Raw genomic sequence first — 22545 nt, forward strand, 5'->3', positions numbered from 1 at the left:
GTGCGTCAGCTCAGCACCGACGCGCAGGTGGTCGCGGTGGCGTGCGCGGGGTCGAGCGCGTTGGCCACCTCATGGAAGGCGATCCGGTCGGTGAGACCGATCAGGACGTGTTCGGAGAGGTCCAGCGAGCACAGGTTCTGGATGAGGACGTTGTGGACGTCGGAGCCGCTCAGGAACTGGCTCGTGTACGGCGTGACGACCTCGTCGTACTTGCTGGCGATGACGGTGTAGTGGACGCCGGGGACGGTGTCGCCGCCGGCGTTGAGCTTGGTGAGGAAGGCGGAACCGGCCATCTGGTCGGCGAGGCCGGGGGTGGCGGCGGTGAGCAGGTCGGCGGCGCCCGGGAAGTAGGGCAGCAGCTTGGTCAGACCGTTCAGGTCGGTGCCGTGGTTGTCGGGCGCGATGCCGACCAGGGCGTTCACCTTGGCGGCTCCGCCGAGGAACCTGAGGTAGTAGCGGGGCATCATGCCGCCCTGCGAGTGGCCGACGAGGTCGGCCTTGGCGGCGCCGGTGGCGGTGAGCACCTTGTCGACGAAGGCGGAGAGCTGCCCGGCCGACTTGTCGATGGGGCCGAGGCCGTAGAAGACGGGGACGCCGGAGAGCTGGCCGTAGTCCAGGGAGAAGACGCAGTAGCCGCGGTTCTCCAGGTAGGGCGCGAGGCCCAGCCAGTTGTCGACGGAGTTGCCGAGGGTGCCGTGGACCAGGACGACGGGGCGGGGGTGGGCGGCGGACGGCTTGCAGGAGTAGTCGTTCCACCCGGTGGAGGGTGCGGTGGTGGCGTGGGCGGCAGTGGCGGGGACGAGGGCGACCGCGGCGGTGAGCAGCACCGCGGCCAGGGGTCTGAGCACTCGTTTCCAGGGCAGCATCGTGTGATCTCCTTGCGGCTCAAGGGAGTTGCGATGGCCTTACGCCCTGTGATCCGGATCACGAAGGATGCTGTTCACTCGTCAAGTTACGGACGAGTAGTGGAAGTGTGAAGTTACGCGTCAGTAAAAACTTCCAGTGATAACCGACTCGCCGGTAGCTGCCGATGAACCGTCACCAGGCGGGCCGGATCGGACCATAGGGCGCGATGCGCCCCAATTGATCGCGCAGCGCCCGCACTTCACCCTCGCCGAGTACGTCCGCCCACTCCCGCACCACTTCCGCCGCGGCCGCCTCCGCGGCCCGGGTGCAGGCCCACCCGCGCTCGGTCAGCACGACCAGTCGCGCCCGCGCGTCCGCGGGATGCGGCCGCCGCTCGGCGTACCCCTTGCGCACGACCTCGTCGACGAGCTGACTGGCGGCCTGCTTGGTGACTCCGAGGTGCGCGGCGAGTTCGGTGACCGTCGCCCCGTCCGGGGCCAGCCGCGCGAAGGCGAATCCGTGCGCGGGCCGCACCCCCTCGAAGCCACGGGCGACGACGCCTTCGTTGATGCGCTGAGTGAGCTCGCCGGCGACGGCGAGCAGGGCGGCGGACAGGGCCATGGCCTCGGAGTTGTGCACGGAGGCATTGAAACACCCTTGACGGACTGGTCAAGCAGCTTGACTATAGAAGCATCCCGGATGGTCAAGCAGCTTGACCATCCTCCGTCGAACTCGATCATCTTCCGTCGAAGGAGCCCCATGCCCGTCATCCGCACGTCCGAAGCGGTCACCCACGAGATCCACGGCGCCCGCTTCGTCTCGTACGCCACCCCGCGCACCGGCAGCAAGGAACTGTGCGCCTGGCGCGGCGAGATCCCGCCCGGCACCAGGGCCCCCGCCCACACCGTCAGCCGCGAGGAGATCTTCCATCTGCTCGTCGGCGAACTGGTCGTCACGCTCGACGACCGCACCGACCGGATCACCGCGGGCGACACACTGATCGTCAGCCCCGGCGCGACCCTGACCGTGGAGAACCCGACCGACCAGACGGCGATCTCCTGGGTCACCACGTCGATCGGCCTGGAGGCGGAACTGGCCGACGGCACGCGGCTCACGCCTCCCTGGGCCAACTGACCTTCCGCCCCGGGGACGTCACGCCGCCAGCGCCCCCGGGATCACGGCCCCCGGCCCGAACTTCGCCCGCACCCGGTCCGCGGCCTCCTCGACGCGGCGGACCTTCTCGTCCACGGGGTCGAAGGTGAGCTGGTGGGAGGCCTGTTCGGCGGGCGCGAGGGACTCGGCGCGCAGCACGAGGGCGCGCACGCGTGCGCGTTGCAGGCCGAGGGCCTCGTACAGGGCGTACGTCGCCCTCGTCAGGGCGGCCGAGTGCGCGGTCGGCTCGCGCAGGGTTCGGGTGCGGGTCGTCGCGGTGCGGTCGGCGTAGCGCACGGTGAGGGTGAGGGTGCCGCAGACCTTGTCGAGGGCGCGGAGCCGGGCGCCCAGTTCCTCGGCGGCCGACAGCAGGGCGCGGCGATGGCGGTCCGGGTCCAACTCGTCCAGCGGGAAGGGACGTTCGGTGGCCAGGGAGCGCGAGACGCCGTTCGGGACGACGCGGCCGCGGTCGACGCCGTTCGCCTTGTCGTGCAGTTCGCGGCCCGCCCGCGCGCCGATCAGGCGCTGGAGCGTGGAGAGAGGGGCGGCCGCCACCCGGCCCAGGGTGTCGAGGCCGTACTCGCACAGGGTGCGGCTGGTGGCTGTACCGACCCCGGGCAGCGCGGCCACCGGCCGGTTCGCGAGGAACTCCGCCACGGCGTCCTCGGGCACCGCGCACGTCACGCCGGGCCGGGCGTCGCGCAGGGCCACGCGGGCGAGCATCGGCCCCGGTCCCGCGCCGATCACGCAGTCGACGCCGTGCAGGGCGAGGGCGCGGACGCGGATCACCGAGGCCAGCTCGACGGCGCTGCGCCCGAAGTACCGTTCGGCGCCCCGCAGATCGGCCAGCGCCCCGTCCGGCGGCAGCGCCTCCACGACCGGCGTGAACTCCTCCAGCAGGCCGAGCAGCCCCGGCAGAGCCGCCTCGCGCGCCGGCGGCAGCTGGAAACGTACGCACAGAACGGTCATCCCGCACTCCCGGGGCTCTGGTGCCACAACTTCCTTCCCACCGCGGGCCCTTCGCCCGCGGGGCGCAGATCCGCCCAGGGGTGCATCTCGTACCCCGTGGGCATGCGGATCCTCCGGTCCTCCATCGGGTCGCGGGCCGCGGAGCCCGCGGGCGCCGGCCACCCGTCCGAACCGGCGAGCCTCGCCGGTGACGAACCGTCGCCGTCCGCCGGGGCGGAGCCGTCGGCGGGCGGCTCCGCGAGCCGGGCCGCGACGCCGTCGAGGCCTTCCTCCTCGCGCACCTCCAGCAGTTCGGCGAGGTTCCAGGCGGCGGCGCCCACCACGCTCAGGCTGCGCGGCCCGCGCCGCTGCACGACCCCGCGCACCAGCAGCAGCCAGGAGTGGAAGACGGTGTGGGCGCAGGTGTCGTGGGAGTCGTCGAAGAAGGCGAGGTCGACCAGGCCCGTGCCGTCGTCCAGGGTGGAGAAGATGACCCGCTTGCCGGACCGGATCGGCGGCGTCTGGGTGGCCGCCTTCGCCCCCGCGACCAGTACCGTCTCCCCGTGCCGCGTCTCCCGCAGCCGGCGCGCCGAGACCACGCCCAGCTCGTCGAGGAACTTTCGGTGGTCGTCCATCAGGTTTCGCGAGGCGTCCATCGACAGCACGCCCAGTTCGGCGCTGAGCTTTTCCGCCTCCGACAGGTCCGGCAGCCCGGCCGGAGCGGTCTTGCGCCCTCCCGCCAACGGGAGTTGGCCGCCGCCCCCGCTCCGGGCGCCCCGGTGCAGCTCGGTCAGGTGCAGCTGCAGATCGCGGCGGTTGGCGCCGAACGCGTCCAGGGCGCCGACCTGGGCGAGCCGCCCGGCCAGCGGCCGGCTCGGCCGGGCCCGCTCCCAGAAGTCCAGCAGGGAGGCGTACGGCTGCCCCTGGGCGATCCGTTCGGCCTCGGCCTCGCTGATGCCGTGCACATCGGAGAGTGCCAGCCGCAGACCCCACACCTCATCAGATTCAGACAACAGTTCGATACGGTGAGCGACCGCCGACTTGTTCACGTCCAGCGGCAGCACCGGCACCCCGCGCCGCCGCGCGTCCGCCAGGAGCAGCCGCTTCGGGTACATCCCGGGGTCGTGGGTGAGCAGCCCCGCATAGAAGGCCGCCGGGTGATGCGCCTTCAGCCACGCCGACTGGTACGTCGGCACGGCGAAGGCGACCGCGTGCGCCTTGCAGAAGCCGTACGACCCGAAGGCCTCGACGATCTCCCAGGTGCGCTGAATCGTTTCTGCGTCATATCCGTTCGCCGCCGCGTGCTGGGCGAACCACACCTTGATCCGCCCCTGGGACTCCGGGTCGGACAGCCCGCGCCGGATCCGGTCCGCCTCGCCGCGCCCGCAGCCGGTCATGACGGCGACGATGTCGATGATCTGCTCGTGGAAGACGACGACCCCGTACGTCCCCTTCAGCGGCTCCGTCAGATCCCGGTGCGGGTACCTGACCGGCGCCCGTCCGTGCCTCGCCTCGATGAACGGCCGCACCATGTCGGCGGCGACCGGTCCGGGCCGGAAGAGGGAGATGTCGACGACGAGGTCATGGAAAGTGGCCGGCTGCAGCCGCCCCACCAGGTCCCGCTGGCCCGGCGACTCGATCTGGAAGCAGCCCAGCGTCTCGGTGGAGCGGATGAGCCGGTACGTCTCCGGGTCGCCCGGCGCCAGCGCGTCCAGGTCGATCCGCTCCCCCGTCGCCCGCTCCACCTCGGCGACCGCGTGCGCCATCGCCGACTGCATCCGTACGCCCAGGACGTCCAGCTTGAGCAGTCCGAGGTCCTCCACGTCGTCCTTGTCGAACTGCGACATGGGCAGCCCCTCGCCGCTGGTCGGCATGACCGGGGTACGGCCGAGCAGGGACGCGTCGGACAGCAGCACCCCGCACGGGTGCATGGCGACCCCGCGCGGGAGGGCGTCGAGGGCCTCGACCAGTTCCCAGAGCCGGCCGTACTTCTCCTGCTCCCCCGCCAGCCTCCGCAGTTCGGGCAGCTCCGCCAGCGCCGCGCGGGCGTCGCGCGCCCGGATGTGCGGGAAGGACTTGGCGACCCGGTCGATCTCGGCGGGGTCCATGGACAGGGCCGCGCCCACGTCCCGGATGGCGTGGCGGACGCGGTAGGTCTCCGGCATCGCGACGGTGGCGACCCGTTCCTCGCCGAACCGGCCGATGATCGCGCGGTAGACCTCCAGCCGGCGCGCGGACTCCACGTCGATGTCGATGTCGGGCAGCACGACCCGCTCCTTGGACAGGAAGCGCTCCATCAGCAGCCCGTGCTCGACCGGATCGGCGTTCGCGATGCCGAGGAGGTGGTTGACCAGGGAGCCCGCGCCGGAGCCGCGCGCGGCGACGCGGATGCCCATGTCCCGCACGTCGTCCACCACCTGAGCGACCGTCAGGAAGTAGGAGGCGAAGCCGTGGTGGGCGATGATGTCCAGCTCGTGGTGCATCCGCTCCCAGTACGCGCGCTTTCCCGCGTGGCCGCGCAGCACCATCCCGGCCGCCGCCCGGGAGGCGAGCGCCCGCTGGGCGGTGCGGCGGCCCGCGCCGACCAGGTGCGGTTCGGGGAAGTGGACGGAGCCCATGCCGAGGTCGTCCTCGGGGTCCACCAGGCACTCGGCGGCCGTGGCCCGCGTCTGCTCCAGCAGCCGGTGTGCGGTCTCGCGCCGGAAGCCCGCGGCCTCGACGACACGCTCGGCGACCCGGGCCATGTCGTCGGCACCCTTGAGCCAGGCCTCACCGGAGTCCAGTTCCCCCGCTGGGTCGATCGGGACGAGCCGACGGGCCGCGTCCAGGACGTCGGCGACCGGGCCGAGGCCGGGGTCGGCGTAGCGGACGGCGTTGCTGAGCACCGGCCGGACGCCCTGCTCGGCGGCGAAGCCCACGGTACGGGCGGCCAGGCGCAGGGAGCCGGGGCCGGTGCCCGTGCGGCCGTGCCAGACGGCCTCCAGGCGCAGGGCGTCGCCGTAGATCTCCCGCCAGGGGGCGAGGAGCCGGGCCGCGCGGTCGGGGCGGCCGGCGGCCAGTGCGCGGCCGACGTCGGAGGCGGGGCCGAGCAGGACGGTCAGGCCGTCGGCGTGGTTGGCGTCCCAGGACAGCAAGGGCAGGTCCTCGGCGGTGTGGGCGGCGGTGACCAGACGGCACAGGTCGGCCCAGCCGCGGGCGCCGTCGCGGGCCAGGAAGGTGACGCGGGGGGTCGACTCGTCGATGAAGGCGCCGCCGCGTACGGGGGTGCGGCGCCTGTTCCGTCGTACCGGATCGTCCTCCCGGAGCCGGGCGGGCGGCTCCACCGCGAGTTCCGCGCCGAACAGCGGGCGGACGCCCGCCTTCGCGCAGGCCTTGGCGAAGCGGACGGTGCCGGCGACGGTGTCGCGGTCGGTGAGGGCGAGGGCGTCCATGCCCCGCTCGGCGGCGCGCTCGGCCAGCCGCTCCGGGTGGGAGGCGCCGTAGCGCAGGGAGAACCCGGAGACGGTGTGCAGATGCGTGAAACCCGGCACACGCACCTCCCGCACTCGCGAGCCCCGAACGACTCTCGAACATCTGTTCCCGACGACACTCCCACCATACCCCCATTCTCGAACACTTGTACGGAATCCGTTCGGGCGCGTCCCACCTGCGCAAACGTCCGCCAGCCTCGACGTTGGGGGCATGACGCAGACCACCGGCGCCGACGCTCCACCCGCTTCCCGTTCGTCCTCCTTCCTCGCCGAGGTGAAGGACGCCGTCACCTCGCGGGCCACCGTGCTGGTCATCGGTGTGATCGCCCTCCAGCTGCTGTTCATCGCCTCCTACGTGGGCGCGCTGCACGACCCGAAGCCCCGGGACGTGCCCTTCGGTGTCGTCGCGCCGGCGGCCGCGGCCCAGCAGGCGGTGACCCGGCTGGAGAGGCTGCCGGGCTCACCACTGGACCCGCGCGCGCCGGCCGACGAGGCGACGGCCCGGAAGCAGATCATGAACCGGGACATCGACGGGGCGCTGATCGTGAACCCTGCCCGGACGACCGACACGCTCCTGGTCGCCTCCGGTGGCGGCACCGTCCTCGCGACCACCCTGGAGAAGTACCTCACCGTCCTGGAGGCCTCCCAGCAGCGGACGGTCCGGACGGTGGACGTGGCGCCGGCGTCCTCCCACGACTTCGACGGGCTCACGTCCTTCTACCTGGTGGTGGGCTGGTGCGTGGGCGGCTATCTGTGCGCCTCGATCCTGGCGATCAGCACGGGCGCCCGGCCCGCCAACGCGAGCCGCGCGACGATCCGGCTGGCCGTGATGGTGCTGGTGTCGGTCGTCGGGGGGCTCGGGGGCGCGGTGATCGTGGGACCGATCCTGGGCGCGCTGCCGGGCAGTGTGGCGGCTCTGTGGGGGCTGGGGGCGCTGGTGACCTTCGCGGTGGGGGCGGCGACGCTCGCGCTCCAGGGGGTCTTCGGGATCGTCGGCATCGGTCTGGCGATCCTGCTCGTGGTGATCGCGGGCAACCCGAGCGCGGGGGGCGCCTTCCCGCTGCCGATGCTGCCGCCGTTCTGGAAGGCGATCGGGCCGGTGCTGCCGCCGGGCGCGGGCACCTGGGTGGCCCGGTCCATCGCCTACTTCGACGGCAACGACACGACCGCCGCCCTGCTGGTGCTTTCGGCATGGGCGGCGGCCGGGATCGTGATCACGCTGGTGGCGGCGGTGCTGCGGACGAGGCGTCGGGGCGGGCCCCGGCCGGCTCAGACGCCGTAGTACGCCCTGCGCATCAGCTCCCGCATGTCGTCGATCATCGGCATCCGCGGGTTGGCGGGCGCGCACTGGTCGGCGTAGGCGTTCAGGGCCTGCTGCGGGATGGCGGCGAGGAAGGCCTCCTCGTCGACTCCCTCCTCCTGGAAGGAGGCCGGGATGCCGCAGCGCTCGCGGAGGTCCTCGACGGCGCGGGCGTACGACTCCACACCCTCCTCGGGGGTCGCGGCCGGCAGGCCCAGCATGCGGGCGATGTCCTGGTAGCGCTCGGGGGCCCGGTAGGTCTCGGCCTTGGGCCACGGGGTGGCCTTGTGGGTCATCCTGCCGTTGTGCCGTATGACGTGCGGCAGCAGCAGCGCGTTCGTCCGGCCGTGGGCGACGTGGAAGGTGTTGCCCAGGGTGTGCGCCATGGCGTGGACGAGACCGAGGAAGGAGTTGGCGAAGGCCATGCCGGCGATGGTCGACGCGTTGTGCATCCGCTCCCGCGCCTTGGGCGCCCGGGCTCCCTCCTTCACACAGGCCTCCAGGTTCTCGAAGATCAGCTTGATGGCCTGCAGGCACTGGCCGTCGGTGAAGTCCGAGGCGTAGACCGAGACGTACGCCTCCGTCGCGTGGGTCAGGGCGTCGAAGCCGGAGTCGGCGGTGACCGTCGGCGGGAGGTTCATCGCCAGGACCGGGTCGACGATCGCCACGTGCGGGGTGAGGGCGTAGTCGGCGAGCGGGTACTTCTGGGCGGCCTCGGGGTCGGAGATGACCGCGAACGGGGTCACCTCGGAGCCGGTGCCCGACGTGGTGGGGATGGCGATCAGCTTGGCCTTGTCGCCGAGTTGGGGGAAGCGGTAGGCGCGCTTGCGGATGTCGAAGAACTTCTCCTTGGTGTCCGCGAACTCCACCTCGGGCCGCTCGTACATCAGCCACATGACCTTCGCCGCGTCCATCGGCGAGCCGCCGCCGAGCGCGATGATGGTGTCCGGCCGGAACTCCCGCATCTCGGCCGCGCCCGCCCGTACGGTGGCCAGCTCCGGGTTGGGCTCGACGTTGTCGATGTACTGCAGCAGCACCGGCTCCTCACGGGAGTTGAGGATCTCGGTGACCCGGCGCACGAAGCCGATCCGCTCCATGGTGCGGTCGGTGACGATCGTGACCCGGTGCACGTCGGGCATGGCCTTCAGGTAGCGCAGCGCGCCCTTCTCGAAGTAGATCTTCGGCGGCACCTTGTACCACTGCATGTTGTTGTTGCGCCGCCCGATCCGCTTGATGTTGAGCAGGTTCACCGCGGAGACGTTGTTGGACACCGAGTTGTGCCCGTACGAGCCGCAGCCGAGGGTGAGCGAGGGCAGGAAGGCGTTGTAGACGTCGCCGATGCCGCCGAGACTGGTCGGCGCGTTGACGATGACGCGGATCGCCTTGACCCGCTTGCCGAACTCCTCCGCCAGTTCCTCGTCCTCGGTGTGGATCGCGGCGGAGTGCCCGAGGCCGTCGAACTCGACCATCTGCATGGCCAGCCGGATTCCCTGCTCGGTGTCCTCGGCCCTCAGCGCGGCCAGCACCGGGGACAGCTTCTCCCTGGTCAGCGGTTCGCGCTCGCCGACCTCCGCGCACTCGGCGACCAGGATCGAGGTGCCCTCCGCCACGGCGAACCCGGCCTGTTCCGCGATCCAGGAGGCGGACTTGCCGACCGCCGTCGAATTCAGCCTGGCGGTCGCGCAGTTGGCGCCGCGGGCCGCGACACCGAAGAGGAACTCCTCCAGCTTCTCCTTCTCCGCGGCGGTGACGACATGGGCGCCGAGCCGCTTCATCTCGGCGACACCCGCCTCGTACACCTGCGCGTCCAGGACGATCGCCTGCTCGGAGGCGCAGATCATGCCGTTGTCGAAGGCCTTGGACAGGACGATGTCGTGGATGGCCCGGGTGAGGTCGGCGTCGGCGGCGACGTAGGCGGGCACGTTTCCGGCGCCGACGCCCAGGGCGGGCTTGCCGCACGAGTAGGCGGCCCGGACCATCGAGTTGCCGCCGGTGGCGAGGATGGTGGAGACGCCGTCGTGGTTCATCAGCAGCCGGGTCGCCTCCATCGACGGCTCCTCGATCCACTGCACGCAGCCCTGAGGCGCACCGGCGGCGATCGCCGCGTCCCGCACGATGCGGGCGGCCTCGCGCGAGCACTTCTGGGCGTTCGGGTGGAAGGCGAAGATGATCGGGTTGCGGGTCTTGAGGGCGATGAGCGCCTTGAAGACGGTGGTGGAGGTCGGGTTGGTGACCGGCGTCATCGCGCACACGACACCGACCGGCTCCGCTATCTCGGTGACGCCGGTGAGCTCGTCGCGGTGGACGACGCCCACCGTGCGCAGACCGCGCATCGAGTGGGTGACGTGCTCGCAGGCGAAGATGTTCTTGACCGCCTTGTCCTCGAACAGTCCGCGCCCGGTCTCCTCGACGGCCGCGCTCGCCAGCTCCCCGTGCGCGGCGAGCGCCGCGAGGGACGCCTTGGTGACGATGTGGTCGACCTGCTCCTGGTCGTACGACTCGAACCGGCCCAGCGCCTCGAGGGCGCTCTCCACCAGTTCGTTCACCCGGTCCACGACCTGCATGTCAGGCCTCCTTCGTCCCAGCCTTCTCCGACACCTCCATTCGATATCGGCGGCGATCGATCATCGATACGAGAACGGCCCCAATGAAAGGAAGAAGGTCCCTGCAGGTGTGGCGGAAGGTCCCGGTGGGCGCCGGGGGGGGAGACACGCGAGGTCCCGCCCCCTCGCACAGGGGGCGGGACCTCGGCGCCGGCCGTGCTCAGCCGATCTGCGTCCCGGTGGCCGACAGGGCCTCGGTGACCGGCTGGAAGAACGTCTCGCCGCCCGAGGTGCAGTCGCCGCTGCCCCCCGACGTCAGCCCGATCGCCGCGTCGCCGTCGAACAGCGAGCCGCCGCTGTCGCCGGGCTCGGCGCACACGTCGGTCTGGATGAGGCCGCTGACCGTGCCCTCGGAGTAGTTCACGGTGGCGTTGAGACCGGTGACCGTACCGGTGTGGACCTGGGTGGTGGAGCCGCTGCGCGTCACCTTCTCGCCCACGGTGGCCTCGGCGGCGTGCGTGATGGCCTGTGTGGAGCCGTTGTAGAGGTCGACCGCGCTCGGGTGGTCCACGGTGGCCGTGTACTTGACCAGCCCGAAGTCGTTGCCCGGGAACTGCGAGTCGGCGTTCGTGCCGATCTGCTTCCCGCTGGAGTCCGACCAGGTGGAGATCGCGTCCGTGCAGTGCCCGGCGGTGAGGAAGTAGGGCTCGCCGCCCTTGGTGACGTTGAAGCCCAGCGAACAACGGCCGCCCGAGCCGGTGATGGCGTCACCGCCCGCGACGAAGGGCTTGAACTCCCCCTGCGAGCGCTTGAGTTCGGCCTTGGTTCCGAGGCGGTCGACGACCTTGGACAACGTGGCCCACTCGGCCGCGGACACCGTCTTGTCGGCGGTCACGACGACCTTGTTGCCGACCGGGTCGGTCGACCAGGACGTGCCCGGGATGGTGGCGTCCTTCGTCAGTGTCGTCCGGGCGGCGTCGAGTTCGGCGAGGGAGTTGACGACGAGTCTGGCCTTGGCGCCGGCCGCCTCGACCGTCTGGGCGGCGTCACGGTCGAGGACGTTGACGACGAGGCTCTTGGCCTTCGCGTCGTAATACGTTCCCGCGGCCGCCGTACCGAGGTCGTCGCCGAGTGTCGAGGCGAGCTTTCCGGCCGCGGCGAGCGACAGTGTCCGCGGCGCGGAAGTCTTCGCGGGCTCACTGGCGTTCGCAGTCTGGAAGGTGACTCCCGCGGCCACCAGGGCGGCAATGCCCGCCCCGGTCAGGGCCGCACGCCGCCTGGATATGCGTCGGTGCTTCAACTCTCGTCCTCCTGTGGGGGGATGGCCCGGACCGGGGTTGTGGGGACCTCGGGGGGCCGGAAGGCGTTGAACGGCGCTCACTATTCCGAGGCCGACGGGGAGCACACAAGGGCGTGTTCAGGACGCGCGTAGAACGCGCTTCGCACGCCCCTCTTCCATTTGACGGTCAACGGTCACCCAAGGCCTTCACAGTGCAAACACCGCGCGCGGACAACCCGTGCGCACTCCGTGAGGTCTAGTCCTGTCCGGAAATCGACCCTTCGGGTTCCGGGTTCATCCGGGGCTCGGCGGGGGCGGGAGTTGCTCCTGCACCGGTTGCGGCGCCGGCTGCGGTGGCTGCGCGGGAGCCGTCGGCACCGCCTGCTGTGCCTTCTCCAGGAACCTCAGCAGCTCCACCGGGAAGGGCAGGACGAGCGTGGAGTTCTTCTCGGCCGCCACCGCCACCACGGTCTGCAGCAGCCGCAGTTGCAGCGCGGCCGGCTGCTCGGACATCTCCTTGGCCGCCTCGGCGAGCTTCTTCGACGCCTGCAACTCCGCGTCGGCGTTGATGACCCGGGCCCGCCGCTCCCGGTCGGCCTCGGCCTGCCGGGCCATGGAGCGCTTCATCGTCTCCGGCAGGGACACGTCCTTGATCTCGACGCGGTCGATGGTGACGCCCCACTCGACGGCCGGGCTGTCGATCATCAGCTCCAGCCCCTGGTTGAGCTTCTCGCGGTTGGAGAGCAGATCGTCCAGCTCGCTCTTGCCGATGATGGACCTCAGCGAGGTCTGCGCCATCTGCGAGACCGCGAACCGGTAGTCCTCCACCCGGACGACCGCCTCGGCCGGCCCGGTCACCTTGAAGTAGACGACGGCGTCCACCCGCACCGTGACGTTGTCCCGGGTGATGCCCTCCTGCGCGGGCACCGGCATCGTCACGACCTGCATGTTGACCTTCTGCAGCCGGTCCACGAACGGCACGACCATCGTGAACCCGGGTCCGCGCACCTCGGGCCTGAGCCGCCCGAGCCGGAAGACCACACCCCGTTCGTACTGCTTGACGACCCGCGCCGCCGCCATCACGTACACCACTCCGGCGGACGCGAGGGTCACTCCCGCCGCCACCAGCTCCTCGACCATGCCGGCCCCCAGGGGACTGAGCTGAGCCCTACCCGTCACTCGACGGTAACTCCGGGCCGGGACAAGAGGGAGCCCCCGCACGCCGTTCGTGTGCGGGGGCCACTGAAGGAGGACGTCAGCCGACGCTCACGCCGTAGTAGCTCAGCGCCTCGGTGACCGGCTGGAAGAAGGTCGTGCCGCCGGAGGTGCAGTTGCCGCTGCCGCCGGAGGTCAGACCGTAGGCCACGGTGCCCGCGTACAGCGGACCGCCGCTGTCGCCGCCCTCGGCGCAGACCGTGGTCTGGATCAGACCGGAGACGACGTCGCCGCCGCCGTAGTTGACGGTGGCGTTCAGCGCGGTGACCCGGCCGCTGTGCGTACCGGTGGTGGAGCCGCGGCGGTACACGGTCGTGCCGACGCTCGGGGTGGCCGCGCTGGTGATGGTCTGGCTGCCGACCGTGCTCGGGTGCGAGACCGAGGAGTTGGTGTAGCGCACCAGGGCGAAGTCGTTGCCCGGGAAGCTGTAGCTCACGTTGCTGCCCAGCACCGTGGTGTGGCCGGAGTTGGAGTACCAGGTGGAGGCGACCTCACCGCAGTGACCGGCGGTCAGGAAGTAGTAGGTGCTGCCGCTGTGCACGTTGAAGCCGAGCGAGCAGCGGTAGGAGCCGCCGTAGATGGCGTCGCCGCCGGAGATCAGCGGCTTGAACTGCCCGGCCGAGCGCTTGATGGTGAGGGCACCGGCGTTGGCGCCGGCCTCGCGCTTGATCTTGGCGATCTCCGCCTTGGAGACCGTGCTGTCGACGGTGACGACAACGCGGTGGGTCGTGCTGTCGACGGCCCAGGCGGTACCCGGGACGTCTGCCTTGAGCACCGAGCCGCTCACACCCTTCAGGGCGGAGGCGCTGAAGGTGGTGGGGGTCTCGGACGCGTTCGCGCTGGGGACCGCGAATGCTGCGGCGGCCACGAGGCCGGTGGTGACGGCGATCAGCCGGCTCCGTCTCGAAATGCCGCTGCGGGGGGTAGTGCGCTTGATCCTCACGTTCGTTCCTCCCAAGGGGAAGTCGGGGGGCCCGCGTGGGGTCGGGGCCCCGTGAGGCGCAGCCGGGGACCCGTCGTCCGGATTGCGGACACACATGCCCCTGACAAGCGCTTGCCGGGAGTATTCGGCCGAACGGCCGGTAGCCGCAAGGGCGCCTTTCGGCCGTCGAACAGTGAACGAGCCATGAGTTTTGGCCATGCACGCCCTGGTTCGGACCAACTTGCGACAGCCGCCGACCGTCGTACACCCCTCGGCGGCAAGGCCGGGCGCGCCAAGGCTCAGGAGGCGTCAACTACCCCTGGTCCAGGCGAAGTCGGGAGGGCGACGGGCCCCGGATCGCGTCCGCCCGGCCCACGGTCGACGGCGCCCCGGGCGCCGTGGACGGTCCGTGCACCCGGGGATGTCCGGAATTCGCCCGTCCGCATCCGCTTTCCGGTTCGCCCGCATCTCACCTTGTCGTGACGGCACGTGCCCCACGCCTCGCGGTCGCCCGCCCTTCGGAAGCCGCGGCCCGGTCGCCGACCACCTCGTCCATCAACGCCCCCAGCACATTGCGCACCGAGGCCCGTTCACGCGCGTCGCACTCCAGGACCGGAACCTCGACGTCGAGGCCCAGCGCCTCCCGGACGTCCTCCAGTTCGAACCGCTCGGCGCCGTCGAAGCGGTTCACCGCCAGCACGAAGGGCGTGCCGTGGGTCTCGAAGTAGTCGACCGCCGGGAAGCTCTCCTCGATCCGGCGGGGGTCGGCGAGGACGACCGTTCCGAGCGCGCCCCCCACCAGGTCGTCCCACAGGAAGGAGAACCGGCCCTGCCCGGGCGTCCCGAACAGGTACAGCGCGATGGTCGGATCGAGGGTGATGCGGCCGAAGTCCAGGGCGACGGTCGTGGTGGTCTTGGACTCGACGCCGTCCAGGGAGTCGACGCCCACCGAGACCTGGATGATCGCCGCCTCCGAGTCCACCGTCCCGAGCTCCGAGATCGCCCCCATGAACGTGGTCTTGCCGGCCCCGAGGCCTCCGCTGACCACGATCTTCACGGCAAGCGGCACGACCTCGTCACAGCGCCCGGACATGATCCCTGACCCTCCACGTGCCGCCGTTCGTACGTCAGCGTCGCCCCGCCCACGACGAGTTGTACGTCCGGGGGCGCGCCGCCGTTCACCGCGGCCGTGCCGGATCCGGCGCTCGCGGCCGCCCAAGGCTCAGCAGTCGCAGCCGCAGTCACAGCAGTCGCACCCGTCACAGCAGTCGCAGTCACAGCAGTTGCAGCAGTCACAGCAGTCGCCGCAGTCGGTGCCGTTGCACAGACCGTCCTTGCGCTCGCGGCTCCACGGGTCCTCGTACTGGCCGCAGCACATCTGGCACGTGCAGGCCAGGCCCGCCCACACCGCGCACCCGGCGAACAGCCCGCGCCGGTCGCGCCGGGGCGGCCCGGGTGGCGGCCCGCCCGGATGACCGGGCGGCGCGTACGGTCCGGCGAGCGAGGGTGCCGTGCCGTGTCCGCAGGAGGTGGTCCCGAAGGCGCGGTCGACGGAGGCGCGCAGCTCGTGCACGAGCAGCCGGTGTGCCAGCCTGCCGTCGGTGAACTCCGCCTCCCGCAGGGCGAGCCGTATGCCGTGCAGGGCGTCGTCGGCCAGCCGCCGGGCCTCGGTGAGCGGGGTGCCCGTCGTGGTGAGCGGATTCCAGGCACCTGACGCGGCGTCGGACTCGCGGTCCTCCACGGCGTCCAGCAGATGGGCGAGCCGTCCGAAGAGCCGCCCGGCCTCGGCGAGCGGTACGGCGTTCTCCGGGCGCCCGGCCAGCACCGCAGTGTGCGCGAAGGCGGCGGCGGTCGCCGTCTCGGTCGGCTCGGTGACCGTCAGGACCGGCGTCCCGGGCCCGGCGAGCGCCTCGATGCCCGCCTGCCGGTCCACGGCCTCGGTCAGCACCGCCGTGTCGAAGCCGACGCCCGATCCGCTGCGGGTCCCCGCGGCATCCCAGTTCGCGGCCACCCTGCGCGCGGCGAACGCCACCGGCCCGCGCGCCAGCAGTCCGTCGCCGTCGGTGACATGGTCACGCACCTTGGCCGAGGCGAGCACCAGCGAGACCGCGGCCGCGAGCCGCGCGCCCTCACCCTGAGCGACGGAAGCGGTGCGCATTCCGCGCAACGGACAGGGCCCCGCCGTGCGCCGCCGGTTGCCGGCCGGTCCGGCCTGAGCCTCCGTCAGAACCGATATCAGCAGCCCGTCGTAGTTCGTCACGAGCCGCGCGAACTGTCCGTGATCCTTGCGCAGCGCGAGACACAGCCCGCACAAATGCGCTGTCCACTGGATTTTGAGGCTCTCTCCGAGCCGATGAATACAAGGCCTGACGATTCCGAACACGACGTTCCCCCCCGTGGCGCGTGTGCCATCCGATATGCGGCGAGCTGCCGCATCGTAGCGGCCGCTCGTTCACCCGGACGCTCCGCTCATCACCCGTACGCCGCGAAGAATCATATTTCACTCACAGTCAGCAGCCGTTTACCGCAGGACCCTTGGGGCACCCGGGCTCTCGACGTATTCGCTGTGCACCAGTACCGTCACAAACCCCCCGCGCGGCGTCTATCCACTTGGCGCGGCATCCGCATCATGGATGACGATAGGCATGCGGAAGCAAGAAAGACCGCTGTGAGAGGAGGCGTCCATGGGATCGGTACGCAAGGCGAGCGCCTGGCTTGGCCTCGTCGACGACAACGATGACGAGCGTTACTACGACGACGACTACTCCGAGGGGACCGAGCAGCCCGGGGAAGCCTGGGTCACCGACCCGCGGGTCAAGGTGGCCTCGGACGTCGCCGAGGAGAAGGGCCGCCGCATCGGCACGGTGACCCCGGACAGCTTCCGGGACGCGCGCGCCATCGGCGAGCTGTTCCGCGAAGGCGTGCCGGTCATCGTGAACCTCACGGCCATGGAGGCCGCCGACGCCAAGCGCGTCGTCGACTTCGCGGCCGGGCTGACCTTCGGCCTGCGCGGCACCATCGAGCGGGTCGCGACCCGTGTGTTCCTGCTGACCCCCGCCAACACCGAGATCGTCAGCGGTGAGCCGGCCGGGCGCCGGGAGGACGGGTTCTTCAACCAGAGCTGAGGCAGGGCCGCTCACCGGCCCTGCCCCCGCGCAGGGTTCACCGGAATGCGTCGAGCCCGGTGAGCGCCTTGCCCAGCACGAGCTGGTGCATCTCGACGGTGCCCTCGTACGTCAGCACCGACTCGAGGTTGGTCGCGTGCCGCATGACGGGGTATTCGAGGGAGATCCCGTTGGCCCCGAGGATCGTCCGGGCCGTCCGGCAGATCTCGATGGCCTCCCGTACGTTGTTGAGCTTGCCGAAGCTGACCTGCTCGGGACGCAGGCGGCCGGCGTCCATGCGCCGCCCCAGGTGGTGGGCGAGCAGAATCCCCTTGTGCAGTTCGACGGCCATGTCGGCGAGTTTGGCCTGGGTGAGCTGGAAGCCGCCGATGGGCCGGCCGAACTGCTCGCGTGCCTTCGCGTAGTCGACGGCGGTCTCGAAACAGGACCGGGCGGCTCCCATCGCGCCCCACACGATGCCGTACCGCGCGTGGGACAGGCAGCTCAGCGGTCCCTTGAGCCCCACGACCTCCGGCAGCACGGCGTCGGCGGGCAACCGTACGTCGTCGAGCACGAGTTCACTGGTCACGCTCGCCCGCAGGGACCATTTGTGCTTGATCTCGGGGGCGGAGAACCCGGGACTGTCCGTGGGCACCACGAACCCCCGGACGCCCTCCTCGGTCTGCGCCCAGACCACGGCGACCCCGGCGACGGAGCCGTTGGTGATCCACATCTTGCGCCCGTCGAGCACCCAGTCGGAGCCGTCGCGCTTGGCGTAGGTCCGCATCGAGGCGGGGTCGGAGCCGTAATCGGGCTCGGTCAGGCCGAAGCATCCGATGACGTCGCCGGCGGCCATCCGCGGCAGCCACGTCTGCTTCTGCTCCTCGCTGCCGAACCGGTGGATCGCGTACATGGCGAGGGAGCCCTGCACGGACACCAGGGACCGGATCCCTGAGTCGGCGGCCTCCAGCTCCAGGCAGGCGAGCCCGTACTGCACGGCGCTCGCGCCCGCGCAGCCGTACCCGTCGAGCGACATTCCGAGCGCTCCGATCGCCCCGAGCTCCTTGGCGAGCTCGCGGATGACCGGCAGTTCGCCCTTCTCGTACCACTCGGCGACATGGGGCAGCACACGGTCCGCGGCCCAGGCCCGCACGGTGTCCCGTACGGCCAGGTCCTCCGGTTCCAGCAGGTCGTCGATGCCGAGGGGATCGGCGGGATCGAACGGGGGCAACTTCGAGGACGCGGACATCAGAACACCCTCCGGCACACGAAAAACTAGCAGCGCTAGTCACGACTCTGGAGCCGACGTTACGACGCAGTCTCCCGCACGTCCAGTGACCGGCCCTACGCCGAGACGCGGGATTCGGCGACCTCCCGTGGCGCGGGCAGCTCCACCGGTGCCGGGAGTTCCGCGCACTGCATGGTCCGCGGCAGCCGCAGCGCCATCAGCGCGCCCAGCAGCAGCAGGCCCGCGCTCACCAGCAGCGTCACGTGCAGTCCGTGCACGAAGGAGTCCATGGCCGCCCGGCGCAGGGCCACGCCGACGGGCCCGCCCAGCCGCCCGGCGACGTCGTACGCCTCGCCCAGCGAGTGCGCCGCCGCGGCGGACGCCGACGCCGGTACACCGGGGACGGACGACAGCCCGGGCGCGTAGGCCGCGTTCATGACGCTGCCGAGGAGGGCGATGCCGATTCCGGCGCCCAGCTGGTACGACGTCTCCCCGATGGCCGCCGCCCCGCCGGCCTGCGCCGGCGGAGCCTCGCTGAGCATCGACTCGTAGGCGCCGAAGAGGGTGGTCTCCAGACCGAAGCCCAGCAGGAGGAACCCGGACACCAGCAGCCCCGCGTTGTCCGTCCCGCCCATCACCGTCAGCAGCAGCACCGCGCCGGCCGTCAGGCAGAACCCGAAGGACACCATGCGGCGCGGCCCGAAGCGGCGCAGCATGCGAGCGCCCGCGAGCCCCGCCGCCATCGCCGCGAAGGTCAGCGGCAGCAGCCGCAGACCCGTCTCCAGCGGCGACAGCCCGAGCACCAGCTGCAGATACTGGGCCGCGATCAGTTCGAGGCCCACCAGCGCGAGCATCGCCAGCACGATGCAGCCCACCGAGGTGCTGAACGCGGGCCGGGCGAACATGCCGAGGTCGACCAGTGGATGCGCACGCCGGCGCTGTCGCCGTACGAAGAGGACCAGCAGCACCGCGCCGACCGCCAGCGGGGCAAGCGTGAAGACGCTGAGCGGCGGCTCCCCGCCGCCCAGGCGCTTGACGCCCAGCACCACACCGAACAGGCCGGCCGCCGCCATCAGCGCGCCGACCACGTCCCAGGGGCCGTTGGCCGCGCCCCGCGACTCGGGCAGCAGCAGTCGTCCGACCGGCAGGCTGATCAGCATCAGCGGGATGTTGACGAGGAAGACCGAGCCCCACCAGAAGTGCTCCAGCAGGAAGCCTCCCAGCAGGGGGCCCACCGCGGCGCCGACCGCGGCGACCGCGCTCCAGACGCCGATGGCGAGGGCCCTCTCGCGCCGGTCCGGGAAGACCTGGCGCAGGATCGACAGCGTGGCGGGCATGATCATCGCGCCGCCGACGCCGAGCAGCGCGCGGGCGAGGATCAGGACCTGCGGGTCGTGGGCGAGGGCCGCCACGCCGGAGGCGAGGCCGAAGAGGGCGTAGCCGAGGAGCAGGATCCGTCTGCGCCCGACTCGGTCGCCCAGCGTGCCGAAGAGGATCAGCAGCGAGGCGCAGACGAGGGGGTAGACGTCGACGATCCAGAGCAGTTCTATCGCGCCGGGCCTGAGGTCCTCGGTGACGGCCGGAACCGCCACGTGCAGCACGGTCGCGTCGAGCGCGACCAGCAGCAGGCTCGTGCAGAGGACGAAGAGGACGACCCAGCGGTTGGCACCGGCCCCGGCCGCCCGACGGCGCAGCGCGACGGCGGCCGTGGTCGTCCCGGACATGTACGTACCTCCCAGATGCTTCCTCGCGTTCGGCGGGCACATGGGGTGGGGACTCCCCATGATCTCGGCCGGAGAGGAGCGGCTGTCTCCGGCCCGCGCAAACGAAGGCGAGTGACTCGTCAGCGTACGCGAGTTCGCGCCGCGGTCACGTGGCGGACCTCTCAGACGCGCAAAAACTCGTGTGGCATGCACCACTCCGCTTCCCGGTGGATCATGCGCCGACCGCCCGCCCGGTCGTGGTGGCCGTCGATAATCGAGCCCGTGACCGACCTTGTGACGCGCGTTGCGCCGCCCCGTGCGCCGGCCCTGCGCCGTGCGGCCCCTGCCCTGCTCGGGTACGTGGCCGTGCGCGCCCTGGGCCTGGCGGTCCTGGCGGCGTGGACCGCCGTGCGCGGCAAGAGCGCGTACACGCTGCTGACGGCCCGCTGGGACGCGCTCTGGTACACGAGGGTGGCCGAGCTGGGATACGGCTACGAGGTACGGCTGCCGAACGGCGACGTCCACTCCAACCTGGCCTTCTTCCCGCTGCTGCCCTGGCTGGAGCGGCTGCTGCACGCGCTCACGCCGCTGTCGTACGCGGGCGCGGGCTTCTGTGTGAGTCTCGTCTCCTCGCTCGCCGCGGCCTGGGGGATCTTCGCGGTCGCGGAGCGGGTGTGCGGCCGCGGGGCCGCGGTGTACGCCGTGCTGCTGTGGGCCGTGCTGCCCGTGGGGATCGTGCAGTCCATGGCGTACAGCGAGTCGCTGTTCACGGCGCTGGCCGCCTGGGCGCTGTACGCGGTGCTGACCGGCCGCTGGCCGGCGGCGGGGGCGCTGGCCGCGCTGGCGGGGCTGACCCGTCCGGTGGGGATCGCGGTCGTCGCGGCCGTGTGGGTTGCCGGGATCGTCTCTTTCGTGCGCAGGCGAAGCGCGCCGGACCCGCACGGCGCCCGTGCGGGCGAACGCGCCCCCGCGCCGGTCCACGAAGCCCGTGCGGAGCGCGTCGGCTCACCGGACGGCGCACCTGACATGCCCCGCGCCCCCGCGGTCCTCTCCGTCGCCCTGGGGATGTTCCTGGCTCCGTTGGGCGCCTCCGGTTACGTCCTGTGGGTGGGCCACCGCACCGGCAAGGGCCCCCTGGGCTATCTCGACGTCCAGGCGGGCTGGCGCAACGGCTTCGACGGCGGCGCCGCCTTCGCCCGCTTCGTCGCCGACCGGTTCCAGTCGGTTCCGGGCGCCTTCGCGGGCGCCGCGATCGTCATCGGGGTCGCGCTGGTGCTCTGGCTGTACGCGGTGTGCGTCCGACAGCGCCAGCCGCTTCCGCTCCTGGTGTACGCCGGTGTCGTCGCCGCGCTCGCCCTGTGCGCGTCGAGTTACTTCGGTTCGAAGCCGCGTCTGCTGCTGCCCGCGTTCCCTCTGCTGCTGCCGCTCGCCCGGGCGCTGTCCCGCTCGCGGACGTCCAGGTCGGTGCTGGTGGTGGCCGGTGCCGCCGTGCTGTCGGCCGCCTACGGAGCGTTCTGGCTGAACGGCACCGGGCCACCATGATCGACTTGTGCGACCCGGTGAGCCCAAGGACAAATCCGCCCCAGCATTCGGTGAACGAATTCAAAAGTGCAACAAAACTGTTCGCAGAACGATCAAAGGAATTGAAGGGGGTGACCGGTCGGCATTGCGGATTCCTCGGAATTCAGGGCCTCCTGAGAGGAATCCCACATCACATCGTCATCACAAAGACGCGGTATCGAGGGAGAACCGACCTCACTCGCTGTAACGTCGATTGGGTGCGTACCGAACGAAAGCTCACCCGTCTGGACCGGGTGTTCGCCAGACTCGACAGGGAGCCGGAACGACCGGCCCACCTCGATGTGCCCAGGATGAGCCGGCACCGGGTGGCGCTGCTCACCGGCACCCTGGCGTTCTATCTGGCGATCGTGTGGGCCGTGGTGACCACCTCGTGGCTGGTCCGGCTGGACTGGCAGGTCATGTTCTTCCGCCCGTACCAGCAGTGGTCGGGTATCCACTGGTTCGTCGACTACTACGTCGTCCTTGGCCAGCGCGGTCCGACCGCGGTGATGGTCGCCGCCTGGCTGGGCTGGCGCTCCTGGCGGCAGCACACACTGCGCCCGCTGCTGACGCTGGGCGTCGCCCTGCTGCTGCTGAACATCACGGTCGGCGCCGCCAAGTACGGCATGGGGCGTCTCGGACCGCACTACGCCACCACCATCGGCTCGAACGAGATGGGCCTGGGCGGCGATATATTCCCCAGCGGCCACACCGCCAACGCCGTCGTGACCTGGGGAATCCTGGCCTATCTGGCCTCCACCCCGAGAGCGCGCCGCTGGCTGTCGGCACTGTCCGCCGTGACCTCGCTGGGCGTGGGCATGGCCACCGTCTACCTCGGTACGCACTGGCTGAGCGACGTCCTGCTGGGCTGGGCCGCCGGTCTGCTGATCCTGCTGGCCCTGCCCTGGTGCGAGCCGCTGATCGCCCTGGCCGAGGCCCGCATCCTCGATCTGCGCGACCGCCGACGCGCCCGTGGCGGCGTCCCGGCACCCGCACCCGCGCCCACGCCCGTCGGGGCACCGGTGCTGCTCAAGCCGCGCGCGAACGCCCAGGAGGAGGCCGCGGCACGCGAGCCGGCAGCGCGTTCCCCCCGCACGGCGCCCGCCTACCTGGCTCCCGGCCCGCACACGGCCCGCTCGGAGCGCACGCCGGTCACCCCGATCGGCAGCCGCCGGCCACCGCACTCCGACCGCGTCCCGCGCGGCACCCCGACACCGGCCCGCCCCCTGACGGGCGGCTGACCGGCCGAGGCCGGCGGCGGGGTCCCGGTACGCA

Annotated in this window: 16 protein-coding genes and 1 pseudogene; 5 read left to right on the forward strand and 12 right to left on the reverse strand. The window is 71.4% G+C overall.

Annotation, left to right across the window (positions count from 1 at the left end; genetic code table 11):
- Positions 1 to 5 precede the first annotated feature (5 nt).
- Both FBY22_RS29355 and FBY22_RS29360 read right to left on the reverse strand, forming a co-directional pair.
- Complete coding sequence (locus FBY22_RS29355; RefSeq protein WP_142150992.1) at positions 6 to 866, reverse strand: triacylglycerol lipase; 861 nt, start codon at positions 864 to 866, stop codon at positions 6 to 8.
- A gap of 172 nt (positions 867 to 1038) precedes the next feature.
- Entirely contained in the window at positions 1039 to 1485 is a 447-nt protein-coding gene (locus FBY22_RS29360) for a MarR family winged helix-turn-helix transcriptional regulator (protein WP_142150993.1), read from the reverse strand.
- A gap of 120 nt (positions 1486 to 1605) precedes the next feature.
- Between FBY22_RS29360 and FBY22_RS29365 the strand changes: the two genes are divergently transcribed.
- The gene (locus FBY22_RS29365; RefSeq protein ID WP_142150994.1) at positions 1606 to 1980 is read left to right on the forward strand and encodes a cupin domain-containing protein; all 375 of its coding nucleotides are present in this window, start codon (positions 1606 to 1608) and stop codon (positions 1978 to 1980) included.
- A gap of 18 nt (positions 1981 to 1998) precedes the next feature.
- Here FBY22_RS29365 and FBY22_RS29370 read toward each other — a convergent pair whose 3' ends face one another.
- Positions 1999 to 2967, reverse strand: a complete 969-nt coding sequence (locus FBY22_RS29370; RefSeq protein WP_142150995.1) for a DNA polymerase thumb domain-containing protein — start codon at positions 2965 to 2967, stop codon at positions 1999 to 2001.
- Positions 2964 to 6476, reverse strand: coding sequence for a DNA polymerase III subunit alpha (locus FBY22_RS29375; RefSeq protein WP_142150996.1), 3513 nt, complete (start codon positions 6474 to 6476; stop codon positions 2964 to 2966). The genes FBY22_RS29370 and FBY22_RS29375 overlap by 4 nt, the downstream gene beginning before the upstream one ends.
- Before the next feature lie 151 nt (positions 6477 to 6627).
- Here FBY22_RS29375 and FBY22_RS29380 point away from each other — a divergent pair, with 151 nt between their 5' ends.
- A complete protein-coding gene (locus tag FBY22_RS29380) occupies positions 6628 to 7698 on the forward strand; it encodes a DUF3533 domain-containing protein (RefSeq protein WP_142150997.1) in 1071 nt (356 codons plus the stop codon).
- Here FBY22_RS29380 and adhE read toward each other — a convergent pair.
- The 6 genes and pseudogenes from adhE to FBY22_RS29410 form a co-directional block, all read right to left on the reverse strand.
- Positions 7686 to 10280 carry a bifunctional acetaldehyde-CoA/alcohol dehydrogenase gene (gene adhE / locus FBY22_RS29385; protein ID WP_142150998.1) on the reverse strand — a complete coding sequence of 865 codons (2595 nt, stop codon included), beginning with the start codon at positions 10278 to 10280 and terminating at the stop codon, positions 7686 to 7688. The genes FBY22_RS29380 and adhE overlap by 13 nt on opposite strands.
- Before the next feature lie 199 nt (positions 10281 to 10479).
- Complete coding sequence (locus FBY22_RS29390) at positions 10480 to 11559, reverse strand: S1 family peptidase (RefSeq protein WP_142150999.1); 1080 nt, start codon at positions 11557 to 11559, stop codon at positions 10480 to 10482.
- 235 nt (positions 11560 to 11794) lie between these two features.
- Positions 11795 to 12678: pseudogene (locus FBY22_RS29395) on the reverse strand (slipin family protein).
- A 115-nt stretch (positions 12679 to 12793) separates the two neighbouring features.
- Positions 12794 to 13696: a S1 family peptidase gene (locus tag FBY22_RS29400; RefSeq protein WP_142151000.1), complete on the reverse strand. Its 903-nt coding sequence runs from the start codon at positions 13694 to 13696 to the stop codon at positions 12794 to 12796.
- Positions 13697 to 14144: 448 nt separating this feature from the next.
- Complete coding sequence (locus FBY22_RS29405; RefSeq protein ID WP_142151001.1) at positions 14145 to 14768, reverse strand: ATP/GTP-binding protein; 624 nt, start codon at positions 14766 to 14768, stop codon at positions 14145 to 14147.
- A 129-nt stretch (positions 14769 to 14897) separates the two neighbouring features.
- Positions 14898 to 16058 carry a DUF5685 family protein gene (locus tag FBY22_RS29410; protein WP_174267289.1) on the reverse strand — a complete coding sequence of 387 codons (1161 nt, stop codon included), beginning with the start codon at positions 16056 to 16058 and terminating at the stop codon, positions 14898 to 14900.
- A gap of 301 nt (positions 16059 to 16359) precedes the next feature.
- Here FBY22_RS29410 and FBY22_RS29415 point away from each other — a divergent pair, with 301 nt between their 5' ends.
- Positions 16360 to 16800, forward strand: a complete 441-nt coding sequence (locus FBY22_RS29415; protein WP_142151003.1) for a cell division protein SepF — start codon at positions 16360 to 16362, stop codon at positions 16798 to 16800.
- A gap of 37 nt (positions 16801 to 16837) precedes the next feature.
- Here FBY22_RS29415 and FBY22_RS29420 read toward each other — a convergent pair whose 3' ends face one another.
- Positions 16838 to 18028, reverse strand: a complete 1191-nt coding sequence (locus FBY22_RS29420) for an acyl-CoA dehydrogenase family protein (RefSeq protein WP_142151004.1) — start codon at positions 18026 to 18028, stop codon at positions 16838 to 16840.
- Positions 18029 to 18123: 95 nt separating this feature from the next.
- On the reverse strand, positions 18124 to 19731 hold the full coding sequence (locus FBY22_RS29425) for an MFS transporter (protein WP_142151005.1): 1608 nt from the start codon (positions 19729 to 19731) through the stop codon (positions 18124 to 18126).
- 261 nt (positions 19732 to 19992) lie between these two features.
- Here FBY22_RS29425 and FBY22_RS29430 point away from each other — a divergent pair, with 261 nt between their 5' ends.
- Positions 19993 to 21252: a glycosyltransferase family 39 protein gene (locus tag FBY22_RS29430; RefSeq protein WP_142152555.1), complete on the forward strand. Its 1260-nt coding sequence runs from the start codon at positions 19993 to 19995 to the stop codon at positions 21250 to 21252.
- Positions 21253 to 21488: 236 nt separating this feature from the next.
- Complete coding sequence (locus tag FBY22_RS29435; RefSeq protein ID WP_142151006.1) at positions 21489 to 22511, forward strand: phosphatase PAP2 family protein; 1023 nt, start codon at positions 21489 to 21491, stop codon at positions 22509 to 22511.
- The last annotated feature ends 34 nt before the right edge of the window (positions 22512 to 22545 follow it).

This window comes from Streptomyces sp. SLBN-31 (genome assembly GCF_006715395.1).
In the GTDB taxonomy this organism is placed as follows: domain Bacteria; phylum Actinomycetota; class Actinomycetes; order Streptomycetales; family Streptomycetaceae; genus Streptomyces.

Bases quoted from the DNA above. Each gene is read 5' to 3' on its own strand.
- FBY22_RS29420 (WP_142151004.1), bottom strand. From the start codon at position 18,028: ATGTCCGCGTCCTCGAAGTTGCCCCCGTTCGATCCCGCCGATCCCCTC.
- FBY22_RS29405 (WP_142151001.1), bottom strand. From the start codon at position 14,768: ATGTCCGGGCGCTGTGACGAGGTCGTGCCGCTTGCCGTGAAGATCGTG.
- FBY22_RS29370 (WP_142150995.1), bottom strand. From the start codon at position 2,967: ATGACCGTTCTGTGCGTACGTTTCCAGCTGCCGCCGGCGCGCGAGGCG.
- FBY22_RS29380 (WP_142150997.1), top strand. From the start codon at position 6,628: ATGACGCAGACCACCGGCGCCGACGCTCCACCCGCTTCCCGTTCGTCC.
- FBY22_RS29355 (WP_142150992.1), bottom strand. From the start codon at position 866: ATGCTGCCCTGGAAACGAGTGCTCAGACCCCTGGCCGCGGTGCTGCTC.
- FBY22_RS29415 (WP_142151003.1), top strand. From the start codon at position 16,360: ATGGGATCGGTACGCAAGGCGAGCGCCTGGCTTGGCCTCGTCGACGAC.
- adhE (WP_142150998.1), bottom strand. From the start codon at position 10,280: ATGCAGGTCGTGGACCGGGTGAACGAACTGGTGGAGAGCGCCCTCGAG.
- FBY22_RS29365 (WP_142150994.1), top strand. From the start codon at position 1,606: ATGCCCGTCATCCGCACGTCCGAAGCGGTCACCCACGAGATCCACGGC.
- FBY22_RS29425 (WP_142151005.1), bottom strand. From the start codon at position 19,731: ATGTCCGGGACGACCACGGCCGCCGTCGCGCTGCGCCGTCGGGCGGCC.